General features: G+C 45.6%; 24 protein-coding genes and 1 pseudogene. 10 read left to right on the forward strand and 15 right to left on the reverse strand.

Annotated features, from left to right (window positions below; genetic code table 11):
* Positions 1 to 124: 124 nt before the first annotated feature.
* On the reverse strand, positions 125 to 460 hold the full coding sequence (locus tag PS053_RS16515) for a zinc ribbon domain-containing protein YjdM (RefSeq protein ID WP_002460783.1): 336 nt from the start codon (positions 458 to 460) through the stop codon (positions 125 to 127).
* A 431-nt stretch (positions 461 to 891) separates the two neighbouring features.
* Here PS053_RS16515 and PS053_RS16520 point away from each other — a divergent pair.
* From PS053_RS16520 to pmrR, 3 genes and pseudogenes are all read left to right on the forward strand, one after another.
* A pseudogene (locus PS053_RS16520) lies at positions 892 to 1,134 on the forward strand (diguanylate cyclase regulator RdcB family protein); the annotation flags it as partial.
* A gap of 261 nt (positions 1,135 to 1,395) precedes the next feature.
* Positions 1,396 to 2,898, forward strand: a complete 1,503-nt coding sequence (gene proP / locus PS053_RS16525; RefSeq protein WP_000919718.1) for a glycine betaine/L-proline transporter ProP — start codon at positions 1,396 to 1,398, stop codon at positions 2,896 to 2,898.
* Between the two features lie 136 nt (positions 2,899 to 3,034).
* On the forward strand, positions 3,035 to 3,124 hold the full coding sequence (gene pmrR / locus PS053_RS16530) for an LpxT activity modulator PmrR (protein ID WP_000746246.1): 90 nt from the start codon (positions 3,035 to 3,037) through the stop codon (positions 3,122 to 3,124).
* On the opposite strand, the gene pmrB is transcribed toward pmrR, so the two are convergent.
* From pmrB to PS053_RS16585, 11 genes are all read right to left on the reverse strand, one after another.
* Positions 3,100 to 4,200, reverse strand: coding sequence for a two-component system sensor histidine kinase PmrB (gene pmrB, locus PS053_RS16535; protein WP_001052112.1), 1,101 nt, complete (start codon positions 4,198 to 4,200; stop codon positions 3,100 to 3,102). The two genes, pmrR and pmrB, sit on opposite strands and share 25 nt — an antisense overlap.
* The gene (basR, locus tag PS053_RS16540) at positions 4,201 to 4,869 is read right to left on the reverse strand and encodes a two-component system response regulator BasR (RefSeq protein ID WP_000697906.1); all 669 of its coding nucleotides are present in this window, start codon (positions 4,867 to 4,869) and stop codon (positions 4,201 to 4,203) included.
* The gene (gene eptA, locus PS053_RS16545) at positions 4,866 to 6,509 is read right to left on the reverse strand and encodes a phosphoethanolamine transferase EptA (RefSeq protein ID WP_256878761.1); all 1,644 of its coding nucleotides are present in this window, start codon (positions 6,507 to 6,509) and stop codon (positions 4,866 to 4,868) included. The genes basR and eptA overlap by 4 nt, the downstream gene beginning before the upstream one ends.
* Positions 6,510 to 6,612: 103 nt before the next feature.
* The gene (adiC, locus tag PS053_RS16550) at positions 6,613 to 7,950 is read right to left on the reverse strand and encodes an arginine/agmatine antiporter (RefSeq protein ID WP_000093143.1); all 1,338 of its coding nucleotides are present in this window, start codon (positions 7,948 to 7,950) and stop codon (positions 6,613 to 6,615) included.
* 136 nt (positions 7,951 to 8,086) lie between these two features.
* A complete protein-coding gene (adiY, locus tag PS053_RS16555) occupies positions 8,087 to 8,848 on the reverse strand; it encodes a DNA-binding transcriptional activator AdiY (protein ID WP_059224522.1) in 762 nt (253 codons plus the stop codon).
* Between the two features lie 333 nt (positions 8,849 to 9,181).
* Complete coding sequence (gene adiA / locus PS053_RS16560; protein ID WP_076736663.1) at positions 9,182 to 11,449, reverse strand: arginine decarboxylase; 2,268 nt, start codon at positions 11,447 to 11,449, stop codon at positions 9,182 to 9,184.
* A 243-nt stretch (positions 11,450 to 11,692) separates the two neighbouring features.
* Positions 11,693 to 12,343: a DUF2238 domain-containing protein gene (locus PS053_RS16565; protein WP_059224519.1), complete on the reverse strand. Its 651-nt coding sequence runs from the start codon at positions 12,341 to 12,343 to the stop codon at positions 11,693 to 11,695.
* A 122-nt stretch (positions 12,344 to 12,465) separates the two neighbouring features.
* Positions 12,466 to 14,112 (reverse strand): class I fumarate hydratase, encoded by a 1,647-nt coding sequence (gene fumB / locus PS053_RS16570; RefSeq protein ID WP_000066716.1) that lies wholly within the window; start codon positions 14,110 to 14,112, stop codon positions 12,466 to 12,468.
* A 77-nt stretch (positions 14,113 to 14,189) separates the two neighbouring features.
* Positions 14,190 to 15,530, reverse strand: a complete 1,341-nt coding sequence (gene dcuB / locus PS053_RS16575) for an anaerobic C4-dicarboxylate transporter DcuB (protein WP_000899519.1) — start codon at positions 15,528 to 15,530, stop codon at positions 14,190 to 14,192.
* A gap of 570 nt (positions 15,531 to 16,100) precedes the next feature.
* Positions 16,101 to 16,820 carry a two-component system response regulator DcuR gene (gene dcuR / locus PS053_RS16580; RefSeq protein WP_000611295.1) on the reverse strand — a complete coding sequence of 240 codons (720 nt, stop codon included), beginning with the start codon at positions 16,818 to 16,820 and terminating at the stop codon, positions 16,101 to 16,103.
* Positions 16,817 to 18,448: a sensor histidine kinase gene (locus tag PS053_RS16585; protein WP_001216455.1), complete on the reverse strand. Its 1,632-nt coding sequence runs from the start codon at positions 18,446 to 18,448 to the stop codon at positions 16,817 to 16,819. The genes dcuR and PS053_RS16585 overlap by 4 nt, the downstream gene beginning before the upstream one ends.
* 167 nt (positions 18,449 to 18,615) lie before the next feature.
* Here PS053_RS16585 and yjdI point away from each other — a divergent pair, with 167 nt between their 5' ends.
* Both yjdI and PS053_RS16595 read left to right on the forward strand, forming a co-directional pair.
* Positions 18,616 to 18,846 carry a 4Fe-4S mono-cluster protein YjdI gene (gene yjdI, locus PS053_RS16590; RefSeq protein WP_059224514.1) on the forward strand — a complete coding sequence of 77 codons (231 nt, stop codon included), beginning with the start codon at positions 18,616 to 18,618 and terminating at the stop codon, positions 18,844 to 18,846.
* 11 nt (positions 18,847 to 18,857) lie between these two features.
* Complete coding sequence (locus PS053_RS16595) at positions 18,858 to 19,130, forward strand: GNAT family N-acetyltransferase (RefSeq protein WP_000402405.1); 273 nt, start codon at positions 18,858 to 18,860, stop codon at positions 19,128 to 19,130.
* 239 nt (positions 19,131 to 19,369) lie between these two features.
* Here the strand turns inward: PS053_RS16595 and PS053_RS16600 are convergent, their stop codons facing one another.
* The 3 genes from PS053_RS16600 to PS053_RS16610 all read right to left on the reverse strand — a co-directional run bounded on the left by PS053_RS16600 (position 19,370) and on the right by PS053_RS16610 (position 22,561).
* Positions 19,370 to 20,245: a hypothetical protein gene (locus PS053_RS16600; protein ID WP_000491536.1), complete on the reverse strand. Its 876-nt coding sequence runs from the start codon at positions 20,243 to 20,245 to the stop codon at positions 19,370 to 19,372.
* 205 nt (positions 20,246 to 20,450) lie between these two features.
* On the reverse strand, positions 20,451 to 21,269 hold the full coding sequence (locus tag PS053_RS16605) for an SdiA-regulated domain-containing protein (protein WP_054411720.1): 819 nt from the start codon (positions 21,267 to 21,269) through the stop codon (positions 20,451 to 20,453).
* Positions 21,270 to 21,415: 146 nt separating this feature from the next.
* Positions 21,416 to 22,561 carry an EspG domain-containing protein gene (locus tag PS053_RS16610; RefSeq protein ID WP_000606967.1) on the reverse strand — a complete coding sequence of 382 codons (1,146 nt, stop codon included), beginning with the start codon at positions 22,559 to 22,561 and terminating at the stop codon, positions 21,416 to 21,418.
* A gap of 1,208 nt (positions 22,562 to 23,769) precedes the next feature.
* Between PS053_RS16610 and ler the strand changes: the two genes are divergently transcribed.
* From ler to espL, 5 genes are read left to right on the forward strand one after another with little or no spacing between them, the layout of a single operon-like run.
* The gene (gene ler, locus PS053_RS16615) at positions 23,770 to 24,141 is read left to right on the forward strand and encodes a type III secretion system LEE master regulator Ler (protein WP_059220633.1); all 372 of its coding nucleotides are present in this window, start codon (positions 23,770 to 23,772) and stop codon (positions 24,139 to 24,141) included.
* Between the two features lie 14 nt (positions 24,142 to 24,155).
* Positions 24,156 to 24,374 carry a YscE family type III secretion system co-chaperone EscE gene (gene escE, locus PS053_RS16620; protein WP_000628726.1) on the forward strand — a complete coding sequence of 73 codons (219 nt, stop codon included), beginning with the start codon at positions 24,156 to 24,158 and terminating at the stop codon, positions 24,372 to 24,374.
* Positions 24,375 to 24,386: 12 nt separating this feature from the next.
* Entirely contained in the window at positions 24,387 to 24,701 is a 315-nt protein-coding gene (locus PS053_RS16625) for a type III secretion system filament chaperone (protein WP_000084152.1), read from the forward strand.
* Complete coding sequence (locus tag PS053_RS16630; protein WP_000154002.1) at positions 24,698 to 25,297, forward strand: type III secretion system domain-containing protein; 600 nt, start codon at positions 24,698 to 24,700, stop codon at positions 25,295 to 25,297. The genes PS053_RS16625 and PS053_RS16630 overlap by 4 nt, the downstream gene beginning before the upstream one ends.
* Positions 25,284 to 25,937, forward strand: a complete 654-nt coding sequence (gene espL, locus PS053_RS16635; protein WP_059236123.1) for a type III secretion system LEE stator protein EspL — start codon at positions 25,284 to 25,286, stop codon at positions 25,935 to 25,937. Before PS053_RS16630 ends, espL begins: the two co-directional genes overlap by 14 nt.
* Positions 25,938 to 25,941: the final 4 nt, after the last annotated feature.

Raw genomic sequence — 25,941 nt, forward strand, 5'->3', positions numbered from 1 at the left:
AAGAGAAGTCAGTTAAGTGTAGTTCGAAATTTATACCAGTGAGGGAGTAGGCCTGATAAGACGCGTGAGCGTCGCATCAGGCATTTGGCACTGTTGCCGGATGCTTTGCACCCGGCATGTGAAATCAGCTCTTTTTCACGAACTCAGATTTCAGCTTCATCGGACCAAAACCGTCGATCTTGCAATCGATGTTATGGTCGCCTTCAACCAGGCGGATGTTTTTCACTTTGGTACCGATCTTCAGCATTGAAGAGCTACCTTTCACTTTTAGATCTTTAATGATGGTCACGCTGTCGCCGTCAGCCAGCAGGTTGCCGTTCGCATCTTTAACGATCAGTTCGTCGCTTTCCTGCGCAGGTTCGTTATCGTTCCATTCGTAGGCGCATTCCGGGCAGATGTACATGCCGTTATCTTCGTAAGTGTATTCGGAGTTGCATTTCGGGCAGTTTGGTAATGACATGTGAATTTCCTCAAAAGTCAGCGGGGCAAAAGCGCCAAAAAACGGCAGATTGCCGAAAAAGGCCGCAATTATACACAAAATCCCTGAGTTTGTCGGGGGTACTGCTGATTTTAGACGACGATCGTTTTCATTTGAAAGACAACGTAAAAAGAAAATAATCTTTTTCCTCCATTTATTATTTAAGCTAATGTTAAAGCTCTTCTTGTTCTTTTTTTAATTCAATTGTTATTTTTATCTTCTGATTTTATGTGTCGGAAGAGGATTACTCATTCCAGTAAAATAATCTATTAAATATAGGATTATTTTTATATTAATTGTGAAATCCGAAAGCATGATTAAAAACGATCTGGATAAATAAAAGTAATTAAATTTACTTTAAGGAAGAACTTTCCATGTGCATATGAGTTAAGTCAGGAGGTGGAACGTCTGTTACTGTTTTCCCGGAACTCCCACAGCAAATTGCCGCCTTGTATGAGTGGTTTTCCGCCCGTTGTCGTTGGAAAGAGAAAAGGTTAGTGCAACGAGGGATGCGGAGACAGGCGGACAAACATCCCGTTTGTTGGTCAGTGACCCCGCGGTGGCAGGCTGTCGCGTTGGGGATGCCGCGACTCTGTTCAGTACAGCGTTTGGCGAAGGCGATGATAGAGGAAATCTTTTCTGTAAAACAAGTGTGATAAATTGGTTGCATCAATGAATATCAAACGAAATGTGCATGCGAAGTTGATCACAAATTTAAACGCTGGTAGGGTAAAAAGGTTATTAACTGCCCAACTCAGGCGTCAACAGGTTTGGTTGTACAGTCCTCAGCAGACCGTGTAAGTAAACCCGCTACGCTTGTTACAGAAATTGCATCCTGCAATTCCCGCTCTCCTTTTGCGGCCGTCGCGTTGATTTTCTGGCGTGTGCGGAAATGGGCTTACTCTGTGAGGAAAGCTATGCTGAAAAGGAAAAAAGTAAAACCGATTACCCTTCGTGACGTCACGATTATTGATGACGGCAAATTGCGAAAAGCCATTACTGCGGCATCGCTGGGTAATGCAATGGAGTGGTTCGATTTTGGTGTCTATGGTTTTGTTGCTTACGCATTAGGTAAAGTCTTTTTCCCGGGCGCAGACCCTGGTGTGCAGATGGTTGCCGCACTGGCCACTTTCTCCGTTCCCTTTCTGATTCGACCGCTTGGTGGACTCTTCTTTGGTATGTTGGGCGATAAATATGGTCGCCAGAAGATACTCGCTATCACCATTGTGATTATGTCGATCAGTACGTTCTGTATCGGCTTAATACCGTCCTACGCTTCTATTGGTATTTGGGCGCCGATTCTGCTGTTGCTGTGTAAGATGGCGCAAGGCTTCTCGGTGGGGGGCGAATATACCGGAGCGTCGATATTTGTCGCGGAATATTCTCCCGATCGTAAACGTGGCTTTATGGGCAGTTGGCTGGACTTTGGCTCCATTGCCGGATTTGTATTGGGCGCAGGCGTAGTGGTGTTAATTTCGACCCTTGTCGGCGAAGAGAAATTCCTCGACTGGGGCTGGCGCATTCCGTTCTTTATCGCTCTGCCATTAGGGATTATTGGGCTTTATCTGCGTCATGCCCTGGAAGAAACCCCGGCGTTTCAGCAGCATGTTGAGAAACTGGAGCAGGGCGACCGTGAAAGTTTACAGGATGGCCCGAAAGTTTCATTTAAAGAGATTGCCACTAAACACTGGCGTAGTTTGCTGGCCTGCGTCGGTCTGGTGATTGCAACTAACGTCACTTACTACATGTTGCTGACTTATATGCCGAGTTACCTTTCGCATAACCTGCATTACTCGGAAGATCACGGCGTGCTGATTATCATCGCCATTATGATTGGCATGCTGTTTGTGCAGCCAGTAATGGGGCTGCTGAGCGACCGTTTTGGTCGTCGTCCGTTTGTGATCTTTGGCAGTGTGGCGTTGTTTGCACTGGCGATCCCGGCGTTTATCCTGATTAACAGCAATATCATCGGTCTGATTTTTGCCGGGTTACTGATGCTGGCTGTGATCCTTAACTGCTTTACCGGGGTGATGGCTTCTACGTTGCCAGCGATGTTCCCGACGCATATTCGTTATAGCGCGCTGGCGGCAGCGTTTAATATTTCGGTGTTGATTGCCGGTCTGACGCCAACGCTGGCGGCCTGGCTGGTAGAAAGTTCGCAGAATCTGATGATGCCGGCATATTATCTGATGGTGGTGGCGGTAATTGGTTTGATTACCGGTATTACCATGAAAGAGACGGCAAATCGTCCGCTGAAAGGCGCGACGCCGGCGGCATCGGATTTACAGGAAGCGAAGGAAATTCTCGGCGAGCATTACGATAATATCGAGCAGAAAATTGATGATATCGACCATGAAATTGCCGAATTGCAGGCGAAACGTGCTCGCCTGGTGCTGCAACATCCACGTATTGATGCGTAATCTGAAGCAGGTTGCCTGATGCGACGCTGACGCGTCTTATCTGGCCTGCCATTGGGTAAGGCATGATGTCTGGATCTTAAGGTTCACTTAAGCTCTCATACGCATACTCTCCTCCATTCGTCTGGAGGAGAGTGCCATGAAAAAACGTATTTATGAAAGTTTAACCACCGTGTTCAGCGTGCTGGTCGTAAGCAGCTTTCTTTATATCTGGTTTACAACGTATTGATCTTTCTTCAGCCGTACCCAGGCGCGCGTACCGGATGTCCCTTCCCGGTTTTGCAGGAAAAATTGCCCGTGATGCAATTGTGTGATGCGGCTGACAATACTTAATCCCAAACCAATCCCGCCATAACGGCTGTCCATCCGCACAAATGCTTTGCTTAACTCCCCGCATTTACTCTCATCAATACCAGGCCCTTCATCTTCAACAGCCATTACCGCATCGCTATCATCTTGCAGCTTAATCATGATGTTGGTGTTTGGTGGGCTATAGCGATGGGCGTTTTCGACCAGATTACGCAACAACATTCGCAGTAGCGTCGCGTCGCCCTGAACGGTGATGTCAGCGGCGCTTTCTGGCAACAGCAAGGTTTGTTGACGCTGGTCGAGCATGGTGCTGAGTTCGTCATACGATGGCAGGATCACATCTTCCAGCAGCTTTACATGCTGATAATTTCCCGAAGAAAATGATTGCCCGGCGCGCGCCAGTTGCAACAACTGGGAGACGCTCTCCATCATTTGATCAAGCCGCGCCACTAACGGCGCCACATCAATATGGTGTGTTTTCGCCAGTAACTCCAGATGCAAACGCACCCCTGCCAGCGGTGTTCGCAGTTCATGAGCGACGTCAGCGGTAAACAGGCGTTCATTATCCAGCGTGTTGGTCAGGCGGCTTACCAGATCGTTCAGCGCCGAAACTACCGCTTCGATTTCGAGAGTGGCGCTGTGAATGGTGATGGGCGTTAAGTTGTCGGCGGTACGCGCTTCCAGCTCTTTTTGCAGCTCTGCCAGCGGGCGTGTGATGCGCCGTAGCGCCTGATAGCAGATAAACAACGTCAGGCTGACCATAAAGACGCCGGGGACAATCAGGCTGGCGACAGCTTCGCGGATCTCACGCATGATGTGGCGATCGTTGTTGCGATTGTCGCGCAGCGCCTGTTCAAAAAGCTGAATCTGCTCGGTACTTTCATGCCATAGCCAAAAGACGCTGATCAGCTCAAATACCAGCAGAATAGCCCCGATGGTCAATATCAACCGCTGACGCAGTGATATTGGTTGGCGTAGAAAACGCATCAGATTCAATTACTTTTCCTCATTGGCGACCAGCATATAACCAAAGCCGCGCACGGTGCGGATACGGGCTTTGCCCACTTTGTCGCGTAGGTTATGGATATGCACTTCCAGAGTGTTGGTTGAGGGTTCGTTGTCCCAGTTGTATATATCGTTGTAGAGAATTTCCCGATGCACCGGGCTACCTGCTTTAAGCATCAGGCGCGACAACAGAGCATACTCTTTGGGCGTCAGAATCAGTTCTTCACCGCTCATCCATACCTGACGGCGTCCCATATTTAGCGTCAGGTTGCCTACATTCAGCTCGCTCTCGCCTTGATTATTATGGCGGCGCAGCAATGCACGGATGCGGGCGTGCAATTCTTCCAGCGCGAACGGTTTTACCAGATAGTCGTCAGCCCCGACATCCAGCCCGGCGATTTTGTCGGTAAGAGTATCGCGGGCGGTGAGAATTAACACCGGCAGAGTGTATTTTTTCTGCCGGATACGGGCGAGAAAATGCAGCCCATCTTCATCGGGTAAACCTAAATCCAGCACCACCAGGCTATAATGCCCGGCTTCAAGGCTTTGCTCTGCCATCCGCGCTGTCGAGACGCCATCGCAGGCGTAACCTTCGGTTTGCGCCGCCAGAATCAGCCCCTGCAATAACAGTGTATCGTCTTCAACAATCAGAATTTTCATTGAGTATTTCTCCTGCAGGTCTGCAGAATATCATCCGCGGCCTGATAATACTTCGTCTCGACGCCGGTTAATCCCAACAAGGTTGAGAATAAATTGTCCTGTGAATAGTGCTGCGTTTTTGCCAGTTCTTGCAGGCAACTCTGGTCAACCTGATAACGTTTTTGATAATCCTCTGACAGCCACAACAGCATCGGTACCTGTTTCTGGCTGTCCGGGGCGATGGCGTACGGCAGACCGTGCAGATAGATACCGTTTTCTCCTAACGATTCGCCGTGGTCTGAAAGATAAACCAGACTGGTGGTGAATTTATCCTGATGTTCTTTCAGCAGATTAATCGCTTTATCAACAATATAATCGACATAGAGCACCGTATTGTCGTAGGTATTCACCAGTTGTTCCTGTGAGCAGGTCTGGATTTCGTTAGTGTCGCAGGTCGGGGTAAATTTCCTGAACTGCGGCGGATAGCGGTTGTAATAGGTCGGACCGTGGCTACCGATGGTGTGTAATACAATGAGGCCATCGCCTTGCAGATTATTGATGTACTCTTCCAGCCCGTGGAACAGCACTTCGTCATAGCATTCGCCGTTGATGCACTGACCTGGCAGGTTCAGCGCGGTGACGTTCTGGTGAGGCACGCGGTCGCAGACACCTTTACAGCCGCCATCGTTGTCATTCCACAGCACACTAATACCCGCCCGTTGAATGATATCCAACACACCTTCCTGGTGTTGCGCCAGCTCTTCTTTGTAATGCTCGCGCGGCATATCCGAGAACATGCATGGTACAGAGACGGCTGTTGCCGTGCCGCAAGAAGCGGTATCAGGGAAATAGACCACATTATCTTTTGCCAGACGTGGATTGGTTTCGCGTGGATAACCATTCAGTGAGAAGTTCTCTGCGCGCGACGTTTCTCCGACGATCAAAATGGTCAGGTTTTTACGTTTCCCGTCTTGCATTAATGGGTTGCGACGAGCATCTTCACCAATGCGTATCAGTGGCAGATTAGCCGACCGCTGGTGGGAATACCACGACCAACTGGCAACAATGCTGTTGGACGGGCTTAAGGATTTCACCAGCTCTTTGTTATTGCGAAATAGCGAGGCATAGTCTTTGTAGAACAGTGCCGCAACCAACAGAATTAGTAGCACGGAAATCAGGATATTGGCTCCGCGTAAAAGAACGCTTCGCAAACGTGAAGTGGAGGGTTTGATTTTGATCCAGCAGGCAATAATCGCGGCCAACACGCCACTTAATCCCAGCGTTAACAGCATTTGCGGGGTCATCAGGGCATAACTTTCCGCTGGGGTCGTATCAATGATATTGGTGATCATTGAGCGGTCGATGACGATGCCATAGGTCATGATGAAATATTGTGCCGCCGCGCCGACCAGAATAAACAGGCAAGCTATCGGACGGTTAAGCCATAAGAAGGTGCCTAGCGTCAGGACAATATTAATCACGCTGAATGCGACGACCGGCATCGACAAGAAAACCAGAACGTTATGCAGTGAATCCAGCGGTAACACCTGCAACACCTGTCTAAAAAAGGCGATATTCAGGCAGACTGAGATATAAAAAGCAGCGAGTAGTAACCAGGCGAATAAATTTAAAGAGGGTCTTTTTAGAAGGCGCTTCAACATCACGGTATTTCCATCAAACAAAGTGCGCATATGCTCGCAAAGCAAAATTAAGCCAACCTTAAGTTCTTAAGGTTGGCTTATCTGCCTGCGGGATTAAGAGGCGTTAATCTTTGCTTATTGGCGCATCTAATGGATACGGGTTTTTATGCAACCGGTTGTAATTCAACGCATACATGGCGGTGATCACCATCAGGGTGACAAATGACCACATGACTTCTTTTGCGCCAGAACCAACTACCGCCCAGATGCAGTAGAGAAAAGCAATAGTCGTAATGGCCAGATACGCCGGACGTGCTTTGCCGAAGTGGCCGTGACCTAACAGCAGTAACGCGGCGCAGGTATAAAGATATGGCACCAGCGTAAAGATAACCGACACGGAAGAAACCAGTCCAAACTCTTTAGTGGCGTTTGGCGAGATGCTGCTGAGCTGGAATATCGTCATTAAAATGCCGACGATAATCAGGCCTGCTACTGGTGTACCTGCTTTGTTTACGCGGGCAAAAATCGGCGGGAACAGGCCGTCATCGGCGGCGGCTTTTGCCGTTTGCCCCGCCAGCAGGGTCCAACCGCCCAGTGAGCCTAAGCAACCTGCTGCCGCGCAAAAGGAGACAATCGCGCCGGCGGTGTCGCCCAGCGCCATTCGCGCCGCATCACCGAACGGCGAGGCAGAAACGCGCAGTGCCGCGTTGGGTATCATCCCCATAATTGCGGTGGTGGAGAGCACATAGCAAACGGCGGCAATCAATACCCCGCCGATGGTGGCGATTGGCACATTGCGTTTGGGATTTTTCACCACGCCAGCCGCAACGGAAGCACTTTCTACCCCAATAAATGACCACAGGGTAACGTTAAGGGTGCTTTGAATCGCGCCGAAGGTACCCAGACCGCTGACGTTCCAGGCCGCCATATAGGTTGCACCGTGAAACCAGAACCAACCGAATACGGCAATTCCGACAATAGGGATCAGCGCCAGTACGGTGGCAACGGCCTGAACGCGGGTGATCATTTTAGGGCCGACGATATTCAGCAGAACGAAAATCCACAGCACCACGACGCAAGTAATGGTTAATACCAATGGATCTTTCAGAATGGGGAAGAAATAACTTAAATATCCTACGCCAATGACCACCATGGCGATATTACCGATCCAGCAGGCCAGCCAGTAGAGAACGTTGGTTTGATAACCGAGGAAAGGGCCAAAGCAGCGTCGGGCATAGGCGTAAGAGCCGCCGGGGCTGGGGTCGAGGAACGACATTTTGGCGTATACCATCGAGAGTCCCAGCGCACCGATAATTGTCACCAACCATCCATAAATGGCAATCCCGCCAGTGGAGGCCAGGTTTGCAGGTAACAGAAAAACACCTGACCCCATAATATTCCCCGACACCATCAGGGTGACGGGGATTAAGCCCACTTTGTGAGCATCAGCATCCGAAGACATAATTAAACTCCTGCGAAGGCGAGCTTCGTGACGATAAATTACGTCATATCATACGCCTGCATCCGCGAGTTGAATTATTGTTGGCTGGGTTATCGCTAATGCCGTTATTAATATAGCTTTTCGTTAAGGTTAAAAATCAGGCGCCAGGACATTCTTTGTGCTGACTGACATAATGCAGTGGCGTCATACCATAGAAGTCTTTAAAAACAGAAATAAAGTAAGACGTACTGTTGTAACCGCAGGACTGGGATACCTGGGAGATATTTTTACCGTCCATCATTAATTCATTTACGGCATAACGCATCCGGCAGGTGGTGATTATTTGGCTATAACTGGTATTTTCACTTTTCAGCTTTTTCTTTAACAAGCTAGGGCTAAGGCATAAACAACTGGCTACCATACTAAGATTCCAGTCTTTATGGATATCACTTTCAATAATTTGATAAACGCTGTCGCTAACACAACTACGTAACATATACATAAGTAGCGAAAGGAATTTTTTACTGTCGAGAAAACGTGATAGCACAGTGAATAATAATGCACGCGTTCGTTCTTTTTCTGACTCTGTTTCAGCGGGCAACATGCTATATCGTGCAGCGACGCGAAAGACGTCTGGCGTCAGGCATGGTAAGGTAAGAAAGGGAGCGGCGCTACGCTGCCAGACGGGGATTTGCGAGAGATCTTTATTCAGAAAACGGAGGTAATCTTTAATGATGTCGTGACTAATATGAGCAACCAAAGTGTTATTAAGAGAGGAGACATCGATAATATTATTTTCACAACTTAATAACGCCATATGGTTAGCTTTCAGGCTAATAGGTTCTTTCCCATTCACTCTTAGCCAGACATCTTTTTCAGTCAATAAAACAATACAGGGTTGGTTGCTGCAAATCCTCATACATGTACTCCTGGATGCAAATAAAAGACCAATTCTCGCCATAGCAGAGCGATACCGGGAAATGGTTATATAATTGTATGATGAATAAAAACATGCATAAAAATAACGGGTTTTACTAATATTACAAATTTTTATAGTAATTTCTTATGTACAAAATTTTTTACAGGGTTAAAAAGGATAAATAACAGGCAAAAAAAAGCGCGGGGTGGGACCGCGCAAAAAGTATGACATTTTTGTTTGCAGCATTTTTTATGAAAACGTTGCCATACTTAAAAAGCCTCAGCCAGACGGCGTAATGTTATTAAAACAATTACGCCTGTAGTGGAATAGTGGTTACGCTTTCACACACATTACATGGTAAATACCATCAATAATTTCGGTACCTTCTGTTTCGTGTTCAAAACCAGGGAAATGGTGATCCCAGGATTGTAATGAGCGTAAATAACTTACCTGTGGACTGTTTTTATCGCCGAAATTTTCGCCAGAGAGCAGCATTGGAATTCCCGGTGGATACGGAATAACCGAGTTTGCAGCAATGCGTCCAGGCAGGTTTTCAATAGATACCAGTTCAACGTTGTTATCGACGATCGCGTTGTAGGCTTCGCGCGGAGTGATTTCCGCCACCGGCAGGCCGGAATAGGCTTCGTTCAATCGTGCGCCAGGGTTATTTTCTTTCAGCCAGGCAAACATTTGGTCGCCCAGATCGTGAATCCCCATGTTTGCGTAAGTGTCAGGGTATTGATCTGCAAGTTCCGGCATCACCTGCGCCAGCGGTGTGTTCGCGTCATAGTGGCGTTTGAAGGAGCAGAGGGTGTTAACCAGTGTTCCCCATTTCCCACGGGTTACACCCATCGAGAACAAGAACATGATCTGGAAGTCGGTGGTGCGTGTGGGCACAATACCGTGGCGACCAAGCCAGGCGGTGACCAGCGCTGCCGGGACTCCGGTTTCTTCCAGTTCACCGTCTTCCCCCATCCCCGGAGCGAGGATGCTGACTTTTATCGGGTCGAGCATGCTCCAGTTATCCGGGATATCTTTAAAGCCGTGCCAGCTTTCGCCCGGATGCATCACCCAGCACTCCTGAACGGTGGTCAGCAATGTAGTCGGTGCGTCGGCAAAGTCATAGGTTTTGCCGGTTTGTGGGTCGGTGACCACTTCTTTGTTCCACGGTTTAAAGAACCAGCTGCCTTCGGCGGTAAACTCTTTATACAACCGCGCCATTGCCTGACGAAAATCAACCGCTTCATCGATCACTTCCTGAGTCAGTGACAGGCCGCTGTTACCGTCCATCATTGATACAGCCACATCGTTTGATGCGCAGATGGCATACAGCGGGGAAGTGGTGGCGTGCATCATATATGCCTGATTAAAGCGGGAGAAGTTAATCGCACCGCGGCCTTCACGCACATGAATGTAAGAGGCCTGCGACAATGCATTCAGCAATTTGTGGGTGGAATGAGTGGCGAAAACGGTCGGGCCGCTGTGATCGCCCGGTTCGCCGCGCATGGCATAGTGATCGGCATAGATCGGGTTAAAACGCGCATAACCGTACCAGGCCTCGTCAAAGTGCAGACGATCGGCGGTTTTTTCCAGCAGATCCTGTGCTTTTTTGGCGTTATAACACACACCGTCATAGGTACAGTTGGTCACCACGCAGTAAGAGGGTTTTTGCCCAACGTTATCTTTGGTCAGTGGGCTTTCACTGATTTTCTTCTGCAAGGTTTCAGGTTGCATTTCTTGCGGATAGATTGGTCCGATAATGCCGTAGCGGTTGCGGCTTGGCAGCATGTAGACCGGTTTCGCGCCAGTTAACATTAAGCCTTGCTCAATAGATTTGTGACAGTTACGGTCGACGACGACGACATCGTTATCGGTCATACAGGCTTGCATGATGGTGCGGTTAGAGCCGGAAGTACCGACGACCACCGACCAGGAGCGATCGGCGCCAAATACGCGCGCGGCATATTTTTCGCTTTCGCCAAATGCGCCAGTATGGTCAAGCAAAGAACCGAGGGATGTTCTTTCGATCCCCATGTCGGTGCGGAACAGATTTTCACCATAGTAGTCATGATAGAAACGTCCGGCAGGCGTTTTGGTGAAACCGACGCCGCCCTGGTGACCCGGAGCGGCCCAGGAATATTCATGGATGTCGCTGTATTTCATGAGCGCGCTGAACAGTGGCGGCAATAGTTGCTGACGGTAGCGACGGATTGCGGCAACGGCGCGTCCGGCAATAAAGTCAGCGGTATCTTCCAGAATCCAGGCGAATTCATCGACAAGCTCCAGCAGAGAGCGATCCATGACGGCGAGGGCTTTTTCCCGGTCGCCTAACAGGAAGACGGGCACGTTTTGTTGGCGCTCATGAAGCTTACCGATCAATTGTCTGACGTTTTTATGTTCGTCTGGATGTTCCATTTGATAGCTGAACATCAGGCAGTCAATGGCTTCGTTCGAAGAGAGAATGGCAAAACCATCATCAAAGGCGGTTGATTTAATTACGGTAACATTTTGCTGTCTTAAGGCATCCGCCAGACGCTCTACGGCGCTACCGACCCAGGTGTCCTGATGCAGAAACTCGCTTTCAACAATTAATACTTTCATCATTGCTTACCCGGTTATGAAGGAATCTTCGTTGCGGGCAAGTATCTTCCGGCCATTTCAGGCTGTAAAGCGCGTGAAAAATGGACGATATTGTATTTTTGTTTTTAAAAAAACAAAATGTTATGTTTGTTTTTGAATTAAATTTCATTGCTTATTATCGACAGCAAAACTATTTTTTTGGCTGATACTGATATCGTCTGTAGCCGGGAAGCCCGGCGACTGGCTGCCGGGCGGGTTGCGCCGCTAAAGATTGAGCGCTTCTGGCGTTCTGGTGATTAAGCCATAACGCCGTAACTGGCGGCAGTGAAGACGAGCGAGGAATATCACCGTGGTTAATGCGCCCAGCAGCGCGCAGAACATATCGGATTGCGTATCCCACGGATCGCCCTGAGTACCGAGAAAGTCATCCGCTCCCTGGCCCATCGCCAGTGCCGCCCACCACTCGATCAACTCATACATCGCGCTTATCGCCAGTGCTACACAGCAAACCAGAAATGCCGTCATTTTGCGTCCGCGAACGTATACCCCGCGCACAAGTATTTCTCGTGCCGCCAGTGCAGGCACCAGACCCTGGAAAAAATGCCCCAGCTTGTCATACGGATTACGGCTCAGCCCCAGCCATTCCTGAACTTCAAAACCGATGGGGACTTTTGCGTAGGTGTGCTGACCTCCGACCATCAGGATGATGGCGTGAAAGAAAATCAGCGTATAGAGCAGTGGGGTTAACGGGTAATGTCTGGCTGTAACAAGCAGTAGCGGAACCACGATAATCACCGGCGTTACTTCCATCAACCAGGTGAGTTTGTCATGGGCCGATATACCCGTATAAAGCAGAATTAACGTTAGCGCCAGCGCGCCAGTATTGAGGGTTAACGGCTTGAGTGTGCAGGTCATGATGAGTTCACAAGTCAGGAAAAGTACTGACTATTCACCAGTAAGCATGAAATTACAATTGCAGAAGAGGTGGCCCGGGGGGATCACCTGGCAGCACGCCGCCAGGCGCCGGGCCGAAGAGGTTATTTAGTGCAGTTTGCGCACTGTTTGTTGACGATTTGCTGGAAGAAGTCGTTGCCTTTGTCATCGACCAGGATAAACGCCGGGAAATCTTCCACTTCGATTTTCCAGATAGCTTCCATTCCCAGTTCTGGATAAGCAACGCATTCCAGATGCTTAATGCTCTGCTGCGCCAGCACTGCTGCCGGGCCGCCGATGCTGCCGAGGTAGAAGCCGCCGTGTTTATGGCACGCGTCGGTAACCTGCTGACTGCGGTTGCCTTTCGCCAGCATGATCATGCTACCGCCGTGGGATTGCAGTAGATCCACGTAAGAGTCCATACGGCCTGCCGTGGTTGGACCGAGTGAACCGGAAGGATAACCGGCTGGTGTTTTTGCCGGGCCTGCGTAGTAGATCGGATGATCTTTAATGTACTGCGGTAGCTCTTTACCTTCGTCAATCAGTTCTTTCAGTTTGGCATGTGCAATATCACGACCCACGATAATTGTGCCGGTGAGTGACAGACGAGTAGAAACCGGATATTGCGAAAGTTGGGCGAGGATCTCTTTCATTGGGCGGTTGAGATCGACTTTTACCGCTTCGCCTTCGCCCGCCTGACGTAGCTCTTCAGGAATATACTGGCCTGGATTGTGTTCCAGTTTTTCGATCCAGATCCCTTCACGGTTAATTTTCGCTTTGATGTTACGGTCTGCGGAGCAGGAGACGCCCATACCAACCGGACAGGATGCGCCATGACGCGGTAGACGAATCACGCGAATATCGTGAGCAAAGTATTTACCACCAAACTGCGCGCCGAGGCCGAGTTTCTGAGCCTCTTTCAGCAGTTCCTGTTCCAGTTGCACATCGCGGAAGGCCTGACCGTGTTCATTACCTTCAGTCGGTAAATTGTCGTAATAGTGAGCGCTTGCTAACTTGACGGTTTTCAGGTTGGTTTCTGCAGACGTACCGCCAATCACAAACGCGATATGGTACGGCGGGCAGGCTGCGGTGCCGAGAGTCCGCATTTTCTCAACGAGGAAATTCTTCAGCTTGCCGGGAGTCAGCAGGGCTTTGGTTTCCTGATAGAGATACGTTTTGTTAGCAGAGCCGCCGCCTTTAGCGACGCAGAGGAATTTGTACTCGTCACCATCTACCGCATACAGATCGATTTGCGCAGGCAGGTTAGTGCCGGTGTTAACCTCTTTGTACATATCCAGTGGCGCATTTTGTGAATAGCGCAGGTTATCTTCGATATAAGTGTTATAAACGCCTTTCGACAGCGCTTCTTCATCACCGCCGCCGGTCCACACGCGCTGGCCTTTTTTGCCGACGATGATGGCGGTACCGGTATCCTGGCAGGTTGGCAGCACGCCTTTGGCGGCGATTTCTGAGTTTCTTAAAAATTGCAGCGCCACATACTTATCGTTTTCACTGGCTTCTGGGTCATGAAGAATAGAAGCAACCTGTTTCTGGTGTGCCGGGCGAAGCATGAAAGAAGCGTCGTGGAAGGCTTGCTGCGCCAGCAAAGTCAGCGCTTCAGGTTCTACTTTCAGGATAGTTTCGCCGTCGAATTCGGCAACGCTGACGTAATCGGATGTGAGCAGATAGTATTCGGTATTGTCTTTCCCCATCGGGAAAGGCGTCTGGTAGATAAACGGTTTGTTTGACATAGCTTCCAGCCTGTAACTCTGTATTTGTTATACGAAAATGGCGTGCCGCACAACGACGGGCGGCACGCAGAGTGCAATTACAAGAACCCGTACATTGCGGCGAAGATCCAGCCAAAGACGCAGGATACGCTTACGCCAATCAACCCTGGCAGAATGAAGCTATGGTTGATCACGAAGCGACCGATGTGGGTGGTGCCGGAACGGTCAAACTGAATTGCCGCCAGGTCGCTCGGATAGGTCGGCAGGATGTAATAACCGTAGCAAGCCGGTGCTGAAGCCACGATGTACGCAGGGTCAACGCCAATCGCCAGCGCGACAGGAACAATCGCCGCCAGCGCTGCGGCCTGGGAGTTTACAAACTTGGAGACCAGTAGCAGAACAATGGCATAAGCCCACGGATACTCTTTCACCATTTCACCCAGTACGCCCTGGATTTCAGACATATGCGCACCGAACATGGTTTCCGCCATCCACGCAATACCGTACACCGCCACAATGGCGATCATACCGGAACGGAAGACTTCGTTTTTTGAGATAGACGCGGGATTGGTTTTCGTCAGGATAATGATCAGCGCCCCGGTTAGTAGCATAAACATCTGAATGACCAGTACCATCGACAGCGGTTTACCGCCGAAAGATGGACGCAGGTCAGAATCCGCACCGAGCAGAGCGACCACGGCGATTGCCGCGAGGAAGATCCACATTGCCAGCCAGTTACTCTTTGGCAGTTTTTTATCCAGCAGCGTGGCGGTATCACCGTAAACATATTCGCGGTTTTCTGGAACGGAGATGAATTTCTGGAACTCTTCATCTTTATCCAGATCTTTACCGCGGAACCAGCTAAAGATACCGATCGCCAGGATACCGATCAGGGTTGATGGAATGGTGATGGCAAGCAGGTCGAGGAATTCAAGATGACGCCCATCAAAGGTGACGTTACCCAGCATCGCGACCAGCGATACCACGGCAACGGATACCGGGCTGGCGATAATCCCCATTTGCGCGCCGATAGAACTCGCCGCCATCGGACGCTCCGGGCGAATGTTGTTCTTAATAGCAACGTCGTAGATGATAGGCAGAATGGTGTAGACCACGTGACCCGTACCACAAAGAATGGTCAGCGTACAGGTTACAAAAGGCGCGACGATAGAGACATATTTCGGGTTGCGGCGCAGCAGTTTCTCAGCGATTTGTAGCATCACATCAAGGCCGCCCGAGGCTTGCAAGGTTGCCGATGCCGCCACCACCGCAATGATAACCAGCATAACATCAACCGGTGGTTTACCCGGCTGAAGGTGGAAGACGAATACCAGAATGACCAGGCCGATACCGCCTAATAAACCCAGCGCGATACCGCCTTTTCTGGCACCATAAAACAGACATATCAGTATTATGATGAGCTGAATAGTAAATAACATGTGTGAACCCTCGCGATAATCCCATTTAAATTTTTGCCGAATAGATCACAGTCACGTTCTGGTTTGTATGAACTGTTTTCAGAGCCTGACTAAATATCCGTTTGGTCGTTACTGGCTTAAGCAAACACCTCACAGTGAATATTGACCGATTTACGCAATGGTAAATTTATGCACTGCGATAAGTGATTTTTTCAGAGATAAATACTCTCCGGCGATGGGTTTGTTGTTTGCACTTCGCAGATGTTAATGGTTTGTTTGCTTGATATCTTATTGATATTTATTGGTCTGGTTTTGTTCTACAGGCAGAAATCGCTAAGTTTATAGATTATTCTGATCTACCTATTTGTGGGTAAAAATACACATATTGCGGGTGACATAATAGTTAATTAACTTTTGTTAGCGTTTTGAAATTAAAAACACTATTCATTCGAAGGGATATTAATTTCAGGAACAGAGACGGGGATAATTATATTTGATCTGGCACAAATTTTATCGATGAACAATGTAACTTGTGCCAGTGCTATTTTGCATTACTGTAATAATTGTTACTTACAGATAACCAATAATAGTTTATTGGCAATATTGTTTTAGTAGTGAGTAATGCTCTGCCTGAATACGGTAACGGTAAACCGGGCGACCTGTGACGCCATAATGAATGCTGGTAAATAAAATGTGACAGTTAACCAGCCAAATCAGATACTTACGACAAGAAACGCGTGAGATGTTAACTTCGTTGGCCAGTTCATCAGTTGAGAACTCGTAGTCCTGATGGGCGTCGATCCACTGGCACAACGTACGTAGAGTCTGCGGCGTTAATCCTTTAGGCAGGCGGCGGGTATCCTGCTCGTTGGCGCTGCTGCCGTGGATCAACTGATCCAACTCGGCCTGGTCGTAATATTGATGTTTCTCCAGCGCCATTTTCTTTTGTCGCCAACCGGTTAGCGCCTCTTCAAAGCGAGAGGCCTGGAACGGTTTGATCAGGTAATCCACAACGCCGTAGTGCAGCGAATCTTTTATGGTTGCGGCATCAGCAGCGGAAGAGATGACAATCACATCGCTTTTACAACGGGCATTGTGCAGGGCTGGCAGTAAATCGAGCCCGTTCTCTTTTTGCATATAGATATCGAGCAATATCAGGTCGACAGGCGTGCCGCTGTTAAAGATAATCTCTTTTGCTTTTTCCAGCGTTGAGGCGGTGCCGCAGCACTGAAAGCCTGGAATCTGTGCGACATAGCGTCGGTTCAACTCCGCCACCATTGCGTCGTCATCGATAATTAATACATTGATCATCTGTTCGACCTCTCCCCATCCCAGGGTAACTGGACAAAAAATTGTGTGAAAATCCCGGGTTCCGATTCTACGGCAATGCTGCCGCCAAGACTTTCAACCTGTTGTTTGACAAGAGCTAAACCGACGCCTCGCTCGCTTCCTTTTGTCGAGATGCCTTTGTCAAAAATGCGATCGATTTTTTCAGGCGCGATCCCTGGACCGTCATCGTTAACTTCACAATGCAGCCAGCCGTGACGGTAGTGCAATGTTACGCTGATTTCGCCCCCCGGTTGTGACCCTAACGCTTCCAGGGCGTTTTCTATCAGATTGCCCAACACGGTGATTAATGCTGCAACCTGATCCTCGCTGCCGCTGTCTGGTAGCTGGCTTTCGCTGTTTAACAAAAGCGTATGACCCAAATCCGTTGCACGGTTAATTTTACTGATTAAGAAACCGGCGATGACTGGTGATTTGATTTTACCCAGCAGAGAGCCAATCTCCTCCTGATAGTTGTTGGCCGTTTTGAGGATGTAATCTTCCAACTGCTTATAACTCTTCAGATGCAATAATCCGAGAATCACGTGCAATTTATTCATAAATTCGTGGGAGCGTTCACGAAGTGCGTCAGCGTAGTTGACCAGACCATCCAGGCGTTGCATCAGCTTACGAACTTCCGTTTTATCCCGGAAGGAAGAGATGGCCCCGATGATGACGCCATTACTGCGTACTGGGACGGTGTTGATCAGCAATAGTCGATCTTTAACGGTAATCTCTTCGTCACGGCGCGGCGTGCCGTCGCGTAATACTTCGGAGACATCCACTACCTGCGACCATGCCTGGCTTAGTGTCGACAGCTTTTCGTCATCCTGCGATTTGTGGTAGTTAAGCAGTTCCTGTGCGGCATCATTGATGAGTGTGACTTCACCGCGATCGTCCACGGCAACGACGCCTTCTTTGATCGATTGCAACATTGCCTGGCGTTGCTCAAACAGGGTAGAGATTTCATAGGGTTCCAGGCCGAACAGGATGCGCTTAAGCACTTTGACCAGGATCCATGTTCCCAGCCCGCCGACCAGTGCGCCGAATAAAATTGACCAGATAATGCTCCAGCGGCTGTCGTTGATCTGCTGGGTCACGCGGCTTAACTCCAGACCAATCGCCACTACGCCAATTTGCTTATTATTTTCATCGTAGACGGGGGTAAATACACGTAGGGCCTGCGCCAAAAAACCGCGATTAATGGCGACATTTTCCTCACCATTGAGCGCCTTGAGGATATCGTCCCCTTTAAAAGGCTGACCAATGCGTTGCGCTTCGGGGTGCGAGTAGCGAAGGCTTTGCATATTGGTAACGACGATAAACAACAGATCGTTACGCTTGCGTACGGCTTCAGCGATGGCCTGGATACCGCTCTCCTGCGGTTTTTTCTGCAAGCCCTGACGAATTTCCGGCGAATCGGCAAGGGTTCGCGCCACAGCCAGCGCTTTGTTGGCCAGCCCGTCACGCGTCATATCACTGATTTGTGAGAAATAAATCAGATGGACCACTAGCAGCACCGAGAACAAAACAGCGCTGACCATTAAGATAGCCGTGGTGCTGAGTTTCATCGGGCGTTTGCGTAACATGCGGTAGGGCAGTGAATGTCTCATCAGCTTCCTTGTGTGACAAATTTCCTAAGCATTATCCCTGATGAAGTAGGTAATTCAAAGGGAGTAAGAGGGTTGGCTTTTGTCTGGAAACTGAAACAACACGTGTTGTCTGACGATTACGGGGCTATGCTTATAGCGAAAATCATACCCATGTGGGAGGCCAGTTTATGGATCAAGAATTGTTGGACGCTGGTTATCGCGTGTATACCGGCGAGAAAATTGATGTCTACTTTAACACTACGATGTGTCAGCATTCAGGCAATTGTGTACGTGGTAATAGCAAGCTATTTAATTTAAAACGTAAGCCGTGGATTATGCCTGATACAGTCGATGTCGGTATTGTGGTAAAGGTTATTGATACCTGTCCAAGTGGCGCACTGAAATATCGCCATAAATAAGTGAGGGAATGATGGAAATACATGAAGGGCATAATAAATTTTATATTAATGATGCACAGGGAAAACAAATTGCTGAAATTGTTTTTGTGCCGACAGGAGAACATTTGGCCATTATCGAACATACCGATGTTGATGAAAGCCTGAAAGGGCAGGGGATTGGTAAACGGCTGGTGGCGAAGGTGGTGGAAAAAATGCGCCGGGAGAAGCGGAAGATTATCCCGCTATGTCCGTTTGCGAAACACGAGTTCGATAAAACGCGCGAGTATGATGATATTCGTAGCTGAGCAGAGAAATTGTATCCGTCGTAAGCAATACAAATCAGAAGTGATGTTATGGGCATGTTTAAGCGGAATAACCCCGTAAATTCGGGGTTATTCAGGTTTTTGGCAAGCTGTACTTTGTTTATACCCGATGTGGTGTGAACGCTCTATTTTGCCTATAAATTAAACATATTGCAGGATCTAATATAGGTCTGATAAGCGTGGCGCATCAGGTAATGATACAAACCTATATGCAGACTCAATTAGTCAATATCTGTGGGTTGAGTTCTGCCAAGGGAGACTCTGTAGTCGCTTCTTCTTACCGTCTGTTCAGGTGTTGCAGGCACTGTTGTGGAGCGTAGATGCGTTGTTGGTTTGCCATGCTCTGGAACATAAAAAACACCAGTGCCATGATAACCGGATACAGAAACGTTAATTCCACGGCCTTCAAACTCGGCATAGACGTGTTCTGCTAATGAACGCTTTTGACCAAATAATGCACTAGCCAACCAGCCGCTGTTGGTTTTTGTTGATTTTTCTATTTCTTCAGGAGAGAAATCATTGTTTTTTGTTATGTTGGCTGAGTGACAAGATGTTAATCTGATGTCTTCTACTTCATGAAGATTATGTTCTACCAGACGATTGACGATATCAGTTGGTGATAAAAATTCATCTCCACACTTAAGAAGAGGTAGGCCAGCAGAACCATCCCCTGGCAGATAAATTTTATTGTATTTTTCTGGTGTTAAATCCTTTGGTAGGATAGTTTTCATCTCTGTTGCCGCAATACTTATAGCTGCTGCGGCAGCAACATCGGTGTTACTTGATTGTAGATAACTTCTGTTTGCACCAGGAAAGGTAAACTCTGTTTTCTTTTTATCAAAATCTTGTTTTGTAGCTTCGTGCAGGAATAATATATCATAAGGTTTTTTCCCTGTTGTGACTCTTGAAACATTTTGACCAAGAATATTAAGAGCATATTCACCTACGGATTTTGTTCCTAAAAACACAAGCAATCCTTCTTTCTCTGGCACTGTTTCTATTTTTCTCCCTCCAGGAATTGTGGAGATGGATTGAGATTGTTCTGCCGGAATTGATACGCTGGCGCTTATAGGTAGCTGGGATCTTATACTAAACATACAACCTCCTTCTTAGTTTGTTTAAATGTGAGTTCATGATAATTCTAATGGAGTGAGTAATATTTTAGTTGATAATAGCTGATATCCTTTTCAGCTATTAATCTGTTTATTTCAGAGTAAAATTTTTATTAATATTAGATTCGTATTTTGCGAGTTTCATGAGATTGCCAGATTTGGTCGCTCAATAATAAGGCTAGTGACAGACTTATTTATTAGGGACAAATTTAGCGAGGATATCAGGTTCACTAGCGACATAAATGCTTTCATCAGGCAGAGTTACAATGCCTTCAGGTTGGAGCAAATCACTGGTCAGAGAATGATTTCCTTTTGTCAGGTCCATCATCTCAACGAAAGACATTTCTGTCAGGTTAAACTTGAGTAACTTACGCGATTCATCGGACAGAATCATCAGACTTTCATTATTAAAGTCCAGGCCGGATATATCTTTAACACGTATATCATTTAGTTCCTCTGGAATCGTTACTTGTTTTGCACTCAGCAGATCTGGAGAAAGCTGATAGGCAAACATGCCTGTAGGGCGTCGTTCTTTAGCGACAAACAGCATCCGGCCTTCTGCTTTCCATGCCAGTCCTTCAAACCCTCTATTTTTTTTATTGAATTTTTCTAACTGAATTTTATTTCGCAAGGAGATATGCATATCTTTTGTAACTGTAAAAAAGAATAATTCAGAAGTCTTTTCGTCTACTGCAGCAAAAATGTTCCCTTGTATGTGCTCAATGGTTTCGGCATCAGAGATAAAAGGCAGCGGGGCTCGGCCGATGATGTCGCCATTTCTGGCTATTTTAAGTAGCTGCGCAGGGCTATTCTGGGTGGCATACAGGAAATCATCCTCTTTATTATACGTAAGAGATGATAAGTTCACCGTATTTGGTAATTGTTTTATAAATGAAAGTGAATATTCCTGTGGTGATTTTTTGTAACCATAATCAAATACAAATAATATTAATGCAATTGGCGTGACAAACATTGCAATAAAAAATGCAATAAATAAGCTTCTTTTCATTCCTTCTCCATTCGCTATAAATGGTTTGCGAAATAAATATCTTTGTTTTGTATGATTGCTGTGAGGTTAAATTATTAATAATTGTGAGTGTGATTAGTTATTGTTTGTTTTGATAAATAAAGTGCGTGGTGTCCATTTTTTTATTTTTAAATGTTTTTCAGGTATGTTTCAGATGCGCCATACCTTGGTTGTAGCGTTCTTACCATCTCATCGATTTCACATTTCACACCTTGTGGCACTTCATAGGAGGTCCTGTTCGTCAACATTCCTAACTCGTTGGGGCGGTCTTCTGGCGCCATTATCAGAATCCCGGTATGGCTGGCAACGTGAATGCTTCCATCTGGTGATTGAGAGATACTTATGTTAATGCACGCGTTAGGTACATCTAACGATCTTTCCACATTGTATTCTCTGGCTTGAGAGATCCTTGTATGTGTCAACATTAAGGCTGGCACATTGAAAGATTGATAGAAAGCCGAGCATATGGCTGTTGCCGCTTCGGGGTGGCATAAAAACTCCACAACTTCAGCTTTCTGTTTATCGCTGCCGCTGCTTTCCCTTGCTATTTGCTCTGCATGATGACGAGAAATACCATTATTTATAACATTCCGGGCAAGTGATGAATGTGTGTCTTTAAGTCCTAGTGCATCGCGAAGCAATTTTTGTGCATCTACAGGTATATCAACACCATTGAGTGAAAGCTTTGCATTGCCGAGTCCTCGAAATGTATCCATAAACATAGAGCTGAATGGTGTAGGCCCGGAAAGCGGATCTGTTTGAGTATTATGAGGAATCAAGGTTGCTGATAGTTTTGACGTAAAACTAAGTAGATTGTGCATTGACTTATGATCAGTCAGGTCCATCTTAGATAAGGCACGATGAACCTGAATGTATGGCATGTGGAGATTGATGGGTAAAGATTGTAATAACCTATTTTGTTCGTTTGACTCCAGGAGCATAAGAATCTTTTCATTATCTGGTGTGCGAATCTCGGCTTCAACAAGTTCGCTGTTAGTGACGGAAATTCTTAAGGATGAGCCATCTGCAAAATTAGCATATATTCTGCCCAATTCATTAGGCGCGGGAGATACAGGTTCTAAAACGGTTAACAACTCTTGAAATGTTTGCCTTTCACTACGAGTATACGTTGGATTCCATAAACCAAAACTAAGAACTTTTAGTAATTTTTCAGCGCATGACATATCATTCCACTGCTTTTTAAAATCAGAATTAATTCTAATTGCAGCATCTAAAACTAAAGATGCGGAATTATTATTAAGTCCGTTTATCATGAGAGATTCCCCTGTCTCATTTATTATGAATGATTCGACAACAGATATCATATAGCATGATATAGTGTCAATAATATATAAGCTATTTATAGCGAGAGTTTTAAATGTATAGAGAGTTATTTTTTTAAAATTAGAGGAAATACTCCTCTAATGACGAACAATAGATTTTCATTGATTCATCAGCAATAGTTTTTGTGCCTACGAAAAGATTGTAATTATTTACATTAATAATAGCATTCAGAAAAAAATTTTATTGTGCTGATAAAATATACCATTAGTGATTAGTTTAGATACCTGGCTTTCAGGCAACTTCTTTTTGTCTGTATATAAGGGATGATTACTAAGGTGGTACATTGATATCAGTTAGCTTTCCCTTTTCGGGTTACTTTATCAAAGAGTCCTCTTTATAGAAGAGCGCATTGTGGGTTTTCCAGATTGACTTAAACGTGTGGCGGCATCACACCGATCAACACGATCTGCAGCAAAGGGCAGGTGTAACCAGGCCCATCTTAGCGCTACGCACTTTTGAGCCACTGAGCTTGCTAACCGTTTACCCGGCTTTCACTGAGCTAATTACGGCGATAATCTGATGCCCAGTAAAACGGACTTGATGTATGACGGGTCCTCTTTTGCGGGATAGATATGGGAATATTTCTTAATGCGAATGGTACGGTTATGCGGGGGGGACAAACATGGTTGCTTGTTCTGCCATTTGTTCCTTGTTCCTTTTTATACCGCCGCCGCTCCCGGTCAGCACTGGGGAATAGGGGGTTGAGGTATATCTGCTCCTTATGTCAGGGGAACAGGTAATAGCTATATAGCGAAACGCCTTAGTGCTGTAGTTATTCCATTTTGCTATTTGTCTAATAGGACTAATCTTAAAGAAAACAAAACGATTAACTAAATGAAAAGGCAATTGTTAATGGCGTTTGCTAAAGAGATGAAGTTCTTCTACTTTATTGATTTTGAATGATTTTTAAGAAATATGATTTTTTTGTTGACATTTAATGATAATGTATTTTACACATTATACATCGGTGATTAATAACTTTTATAAGGATTTTGTTTGATGAAGTAGATGTGTTCTAATTTGATAGATAAAACGTTATCTCACATAATTTATATCATTCGATTAATTGTTGATCCTTCCTGATAAGGATAAGATCGCTAATAGCTTAATATATTAAAGCATGCGGAGATTATTTATTATGAATATGGAAACTAATTCGCACACAACAAGCCCATACATTCAGCTTATTGAGCAAATTGAAGTGTTACAACAGGAAGCAAAGCGACTGCGAGAGCAGGAAATTCAAAGTGTAATTGAGTCGATTCAAAAGCAGATTACTTATTACAATATAACCCTACAAGAGCTGGGATATACTAATGTGCCTGATGATGGCCTTGCTCGCCGGAACTCATCGAAAGGAGTTTACTATCGCAATGAAGAAGGACAAACTTGGTCGGGAGTTGGCCGACAGCCACGCTGGCTTAAAGAAGCACTGTTGAATGGAATGAAGAAAGAAGATTTTCTTGTGAAGGACACCGAAGAAGAAATAATACCGCTGAAAAATATTTAACATGAAATCATTAAATGATAACGATAACTGAACTGGAAGATGAAATAATAAAAAATAAAGAAGCCGCAAATATTTTCATTGAAAAAATAAACGACAAAAAGAACGAAATCCATGAAAAAATGAAACACCCCCTGGATAAAGTTACCTACAATGAAGCAAAGGAACTGCTCATTGCGTGCGATGCGGCAATCAGGATCATAGAGATAATGCTAATCAGAATTAATAATAAATAGAGGACGAGTATTGTGAGCCAAACAAAAAATAGAGAACTGTTAGATAAAAAAATAAGATCAGAAATTGAGGTGATAAAAAAAATAATCGCCGAATTTGATGTCGTAAAAGAAAACGTTAATGCTTTAAGTGAAAAAGCAAAAACAGATCCTCAGGCTGCAGAAAAATTAAACAAATTAATTGAGGGGTATACATATGGTGAAGAGCGAAAATTATATGATTCTGCCTTAAGTAAGATTGAAAAACTAATAGAGACAATGAGTCCTCCAAGATCTAAAAACCAATCAACAAAAAATCAACGGAATAAAAATAATAGAAAAATAGTATGACGATTTTGAATAAAATAGACTATAACTATTATAAATTAATTAATTATCCAATTATGATGGTCCATGATGAATGGCTAGGTGATTTAACCGGTGTCAATCAGGTTAGTTTTCGGCGTTTAAGAGAAAGTAGTTCTACTCGTAATCAACTCAATAAGATATTGCGTCAGGAAATACAAGATAAAATTTCTGGAGTGGAATTATCTGATATAAATAAGGAAGGTTTTTTATATCAGTCAATTGGGAAAATAAGATTGCTTGCTCTGAGTAGTGCATTATTTGAAATTCAATGCCCTGACTATATTTTTTCACGATTATATCGAGAAACTCTGATCAGAGAGATAGGATATCAAAATGTGAAGCAGTTATCATTCTATTGGCAGGGAGGGCAATGTAAACCAGAATATGGCGAAGAACGGTTTTGTTCTGAACTGATAAAATACGGTGCAGGAAATCTGGAATGGCTATTTTCTGATAATCCCTTATGGACTATAGTCAAATATCTTTTACCGAAAAGTGGAGAAATAAAACCAACCCATATTAATGATTTATTTCTTAACAGACTTAATAAAATTTTATTGCCTTATGAAACTTTATGAATATAAAAATATAAAAATTGATTTAGTGCTTACGGAAGATATCATACCAGAAGATAAGTTACTGGAAATTATTCAATCTGATGATATAGCCAAATTGGCTCGAAAAAAAACATGTGAACATTTACTGAGGGCAAGGAGGAGATCTAAAGAATTAAAGACAGAATCCAGAAAAAAAATTGCCAGAAAAATGATGGCAATGAGAGAAAGGATTCGAAAAAATAATAAAATAAAATTAGAGAAAGAAGTTAACAAATCGATAAAATGGGTTAAAGATATTCAGGATATCGAGTTGGTCTTAATGCAGGACATAATGAATAAGGTTCATTCGTCACTGACTAATGCATTACATTCTTTAGACACATCATCAAGAATTAATTGGGATGATTTACTTAATGAAGTCGTAAGGGAAACGCTTTCCCATAACAATATTGTTGGAGCTATTAAGATCACTAAAAACCCAGACATTAAACTTGATCCTGGAGAGGCTAATAATATACAGCTTATTAATGATGCAGACGCACCACTTAATAAGATAATAATAGAAAATGAATATATGAGAATAACTTTAGATCCGTTAGAACAAATAAATATTTTATTGAATTCATTTAAAGAGAATTATCTTAGCATTATTCAGGAATGATGAT

This window comes from Escherichia albertii (genome assembly GCF_028622335.1).
GTDB lineage: Bacteria > Pseudomonadota > Gammaproteobacteria > Enterobacterales > Enterobacteriaceae > Escherichia > Escherichia albertii.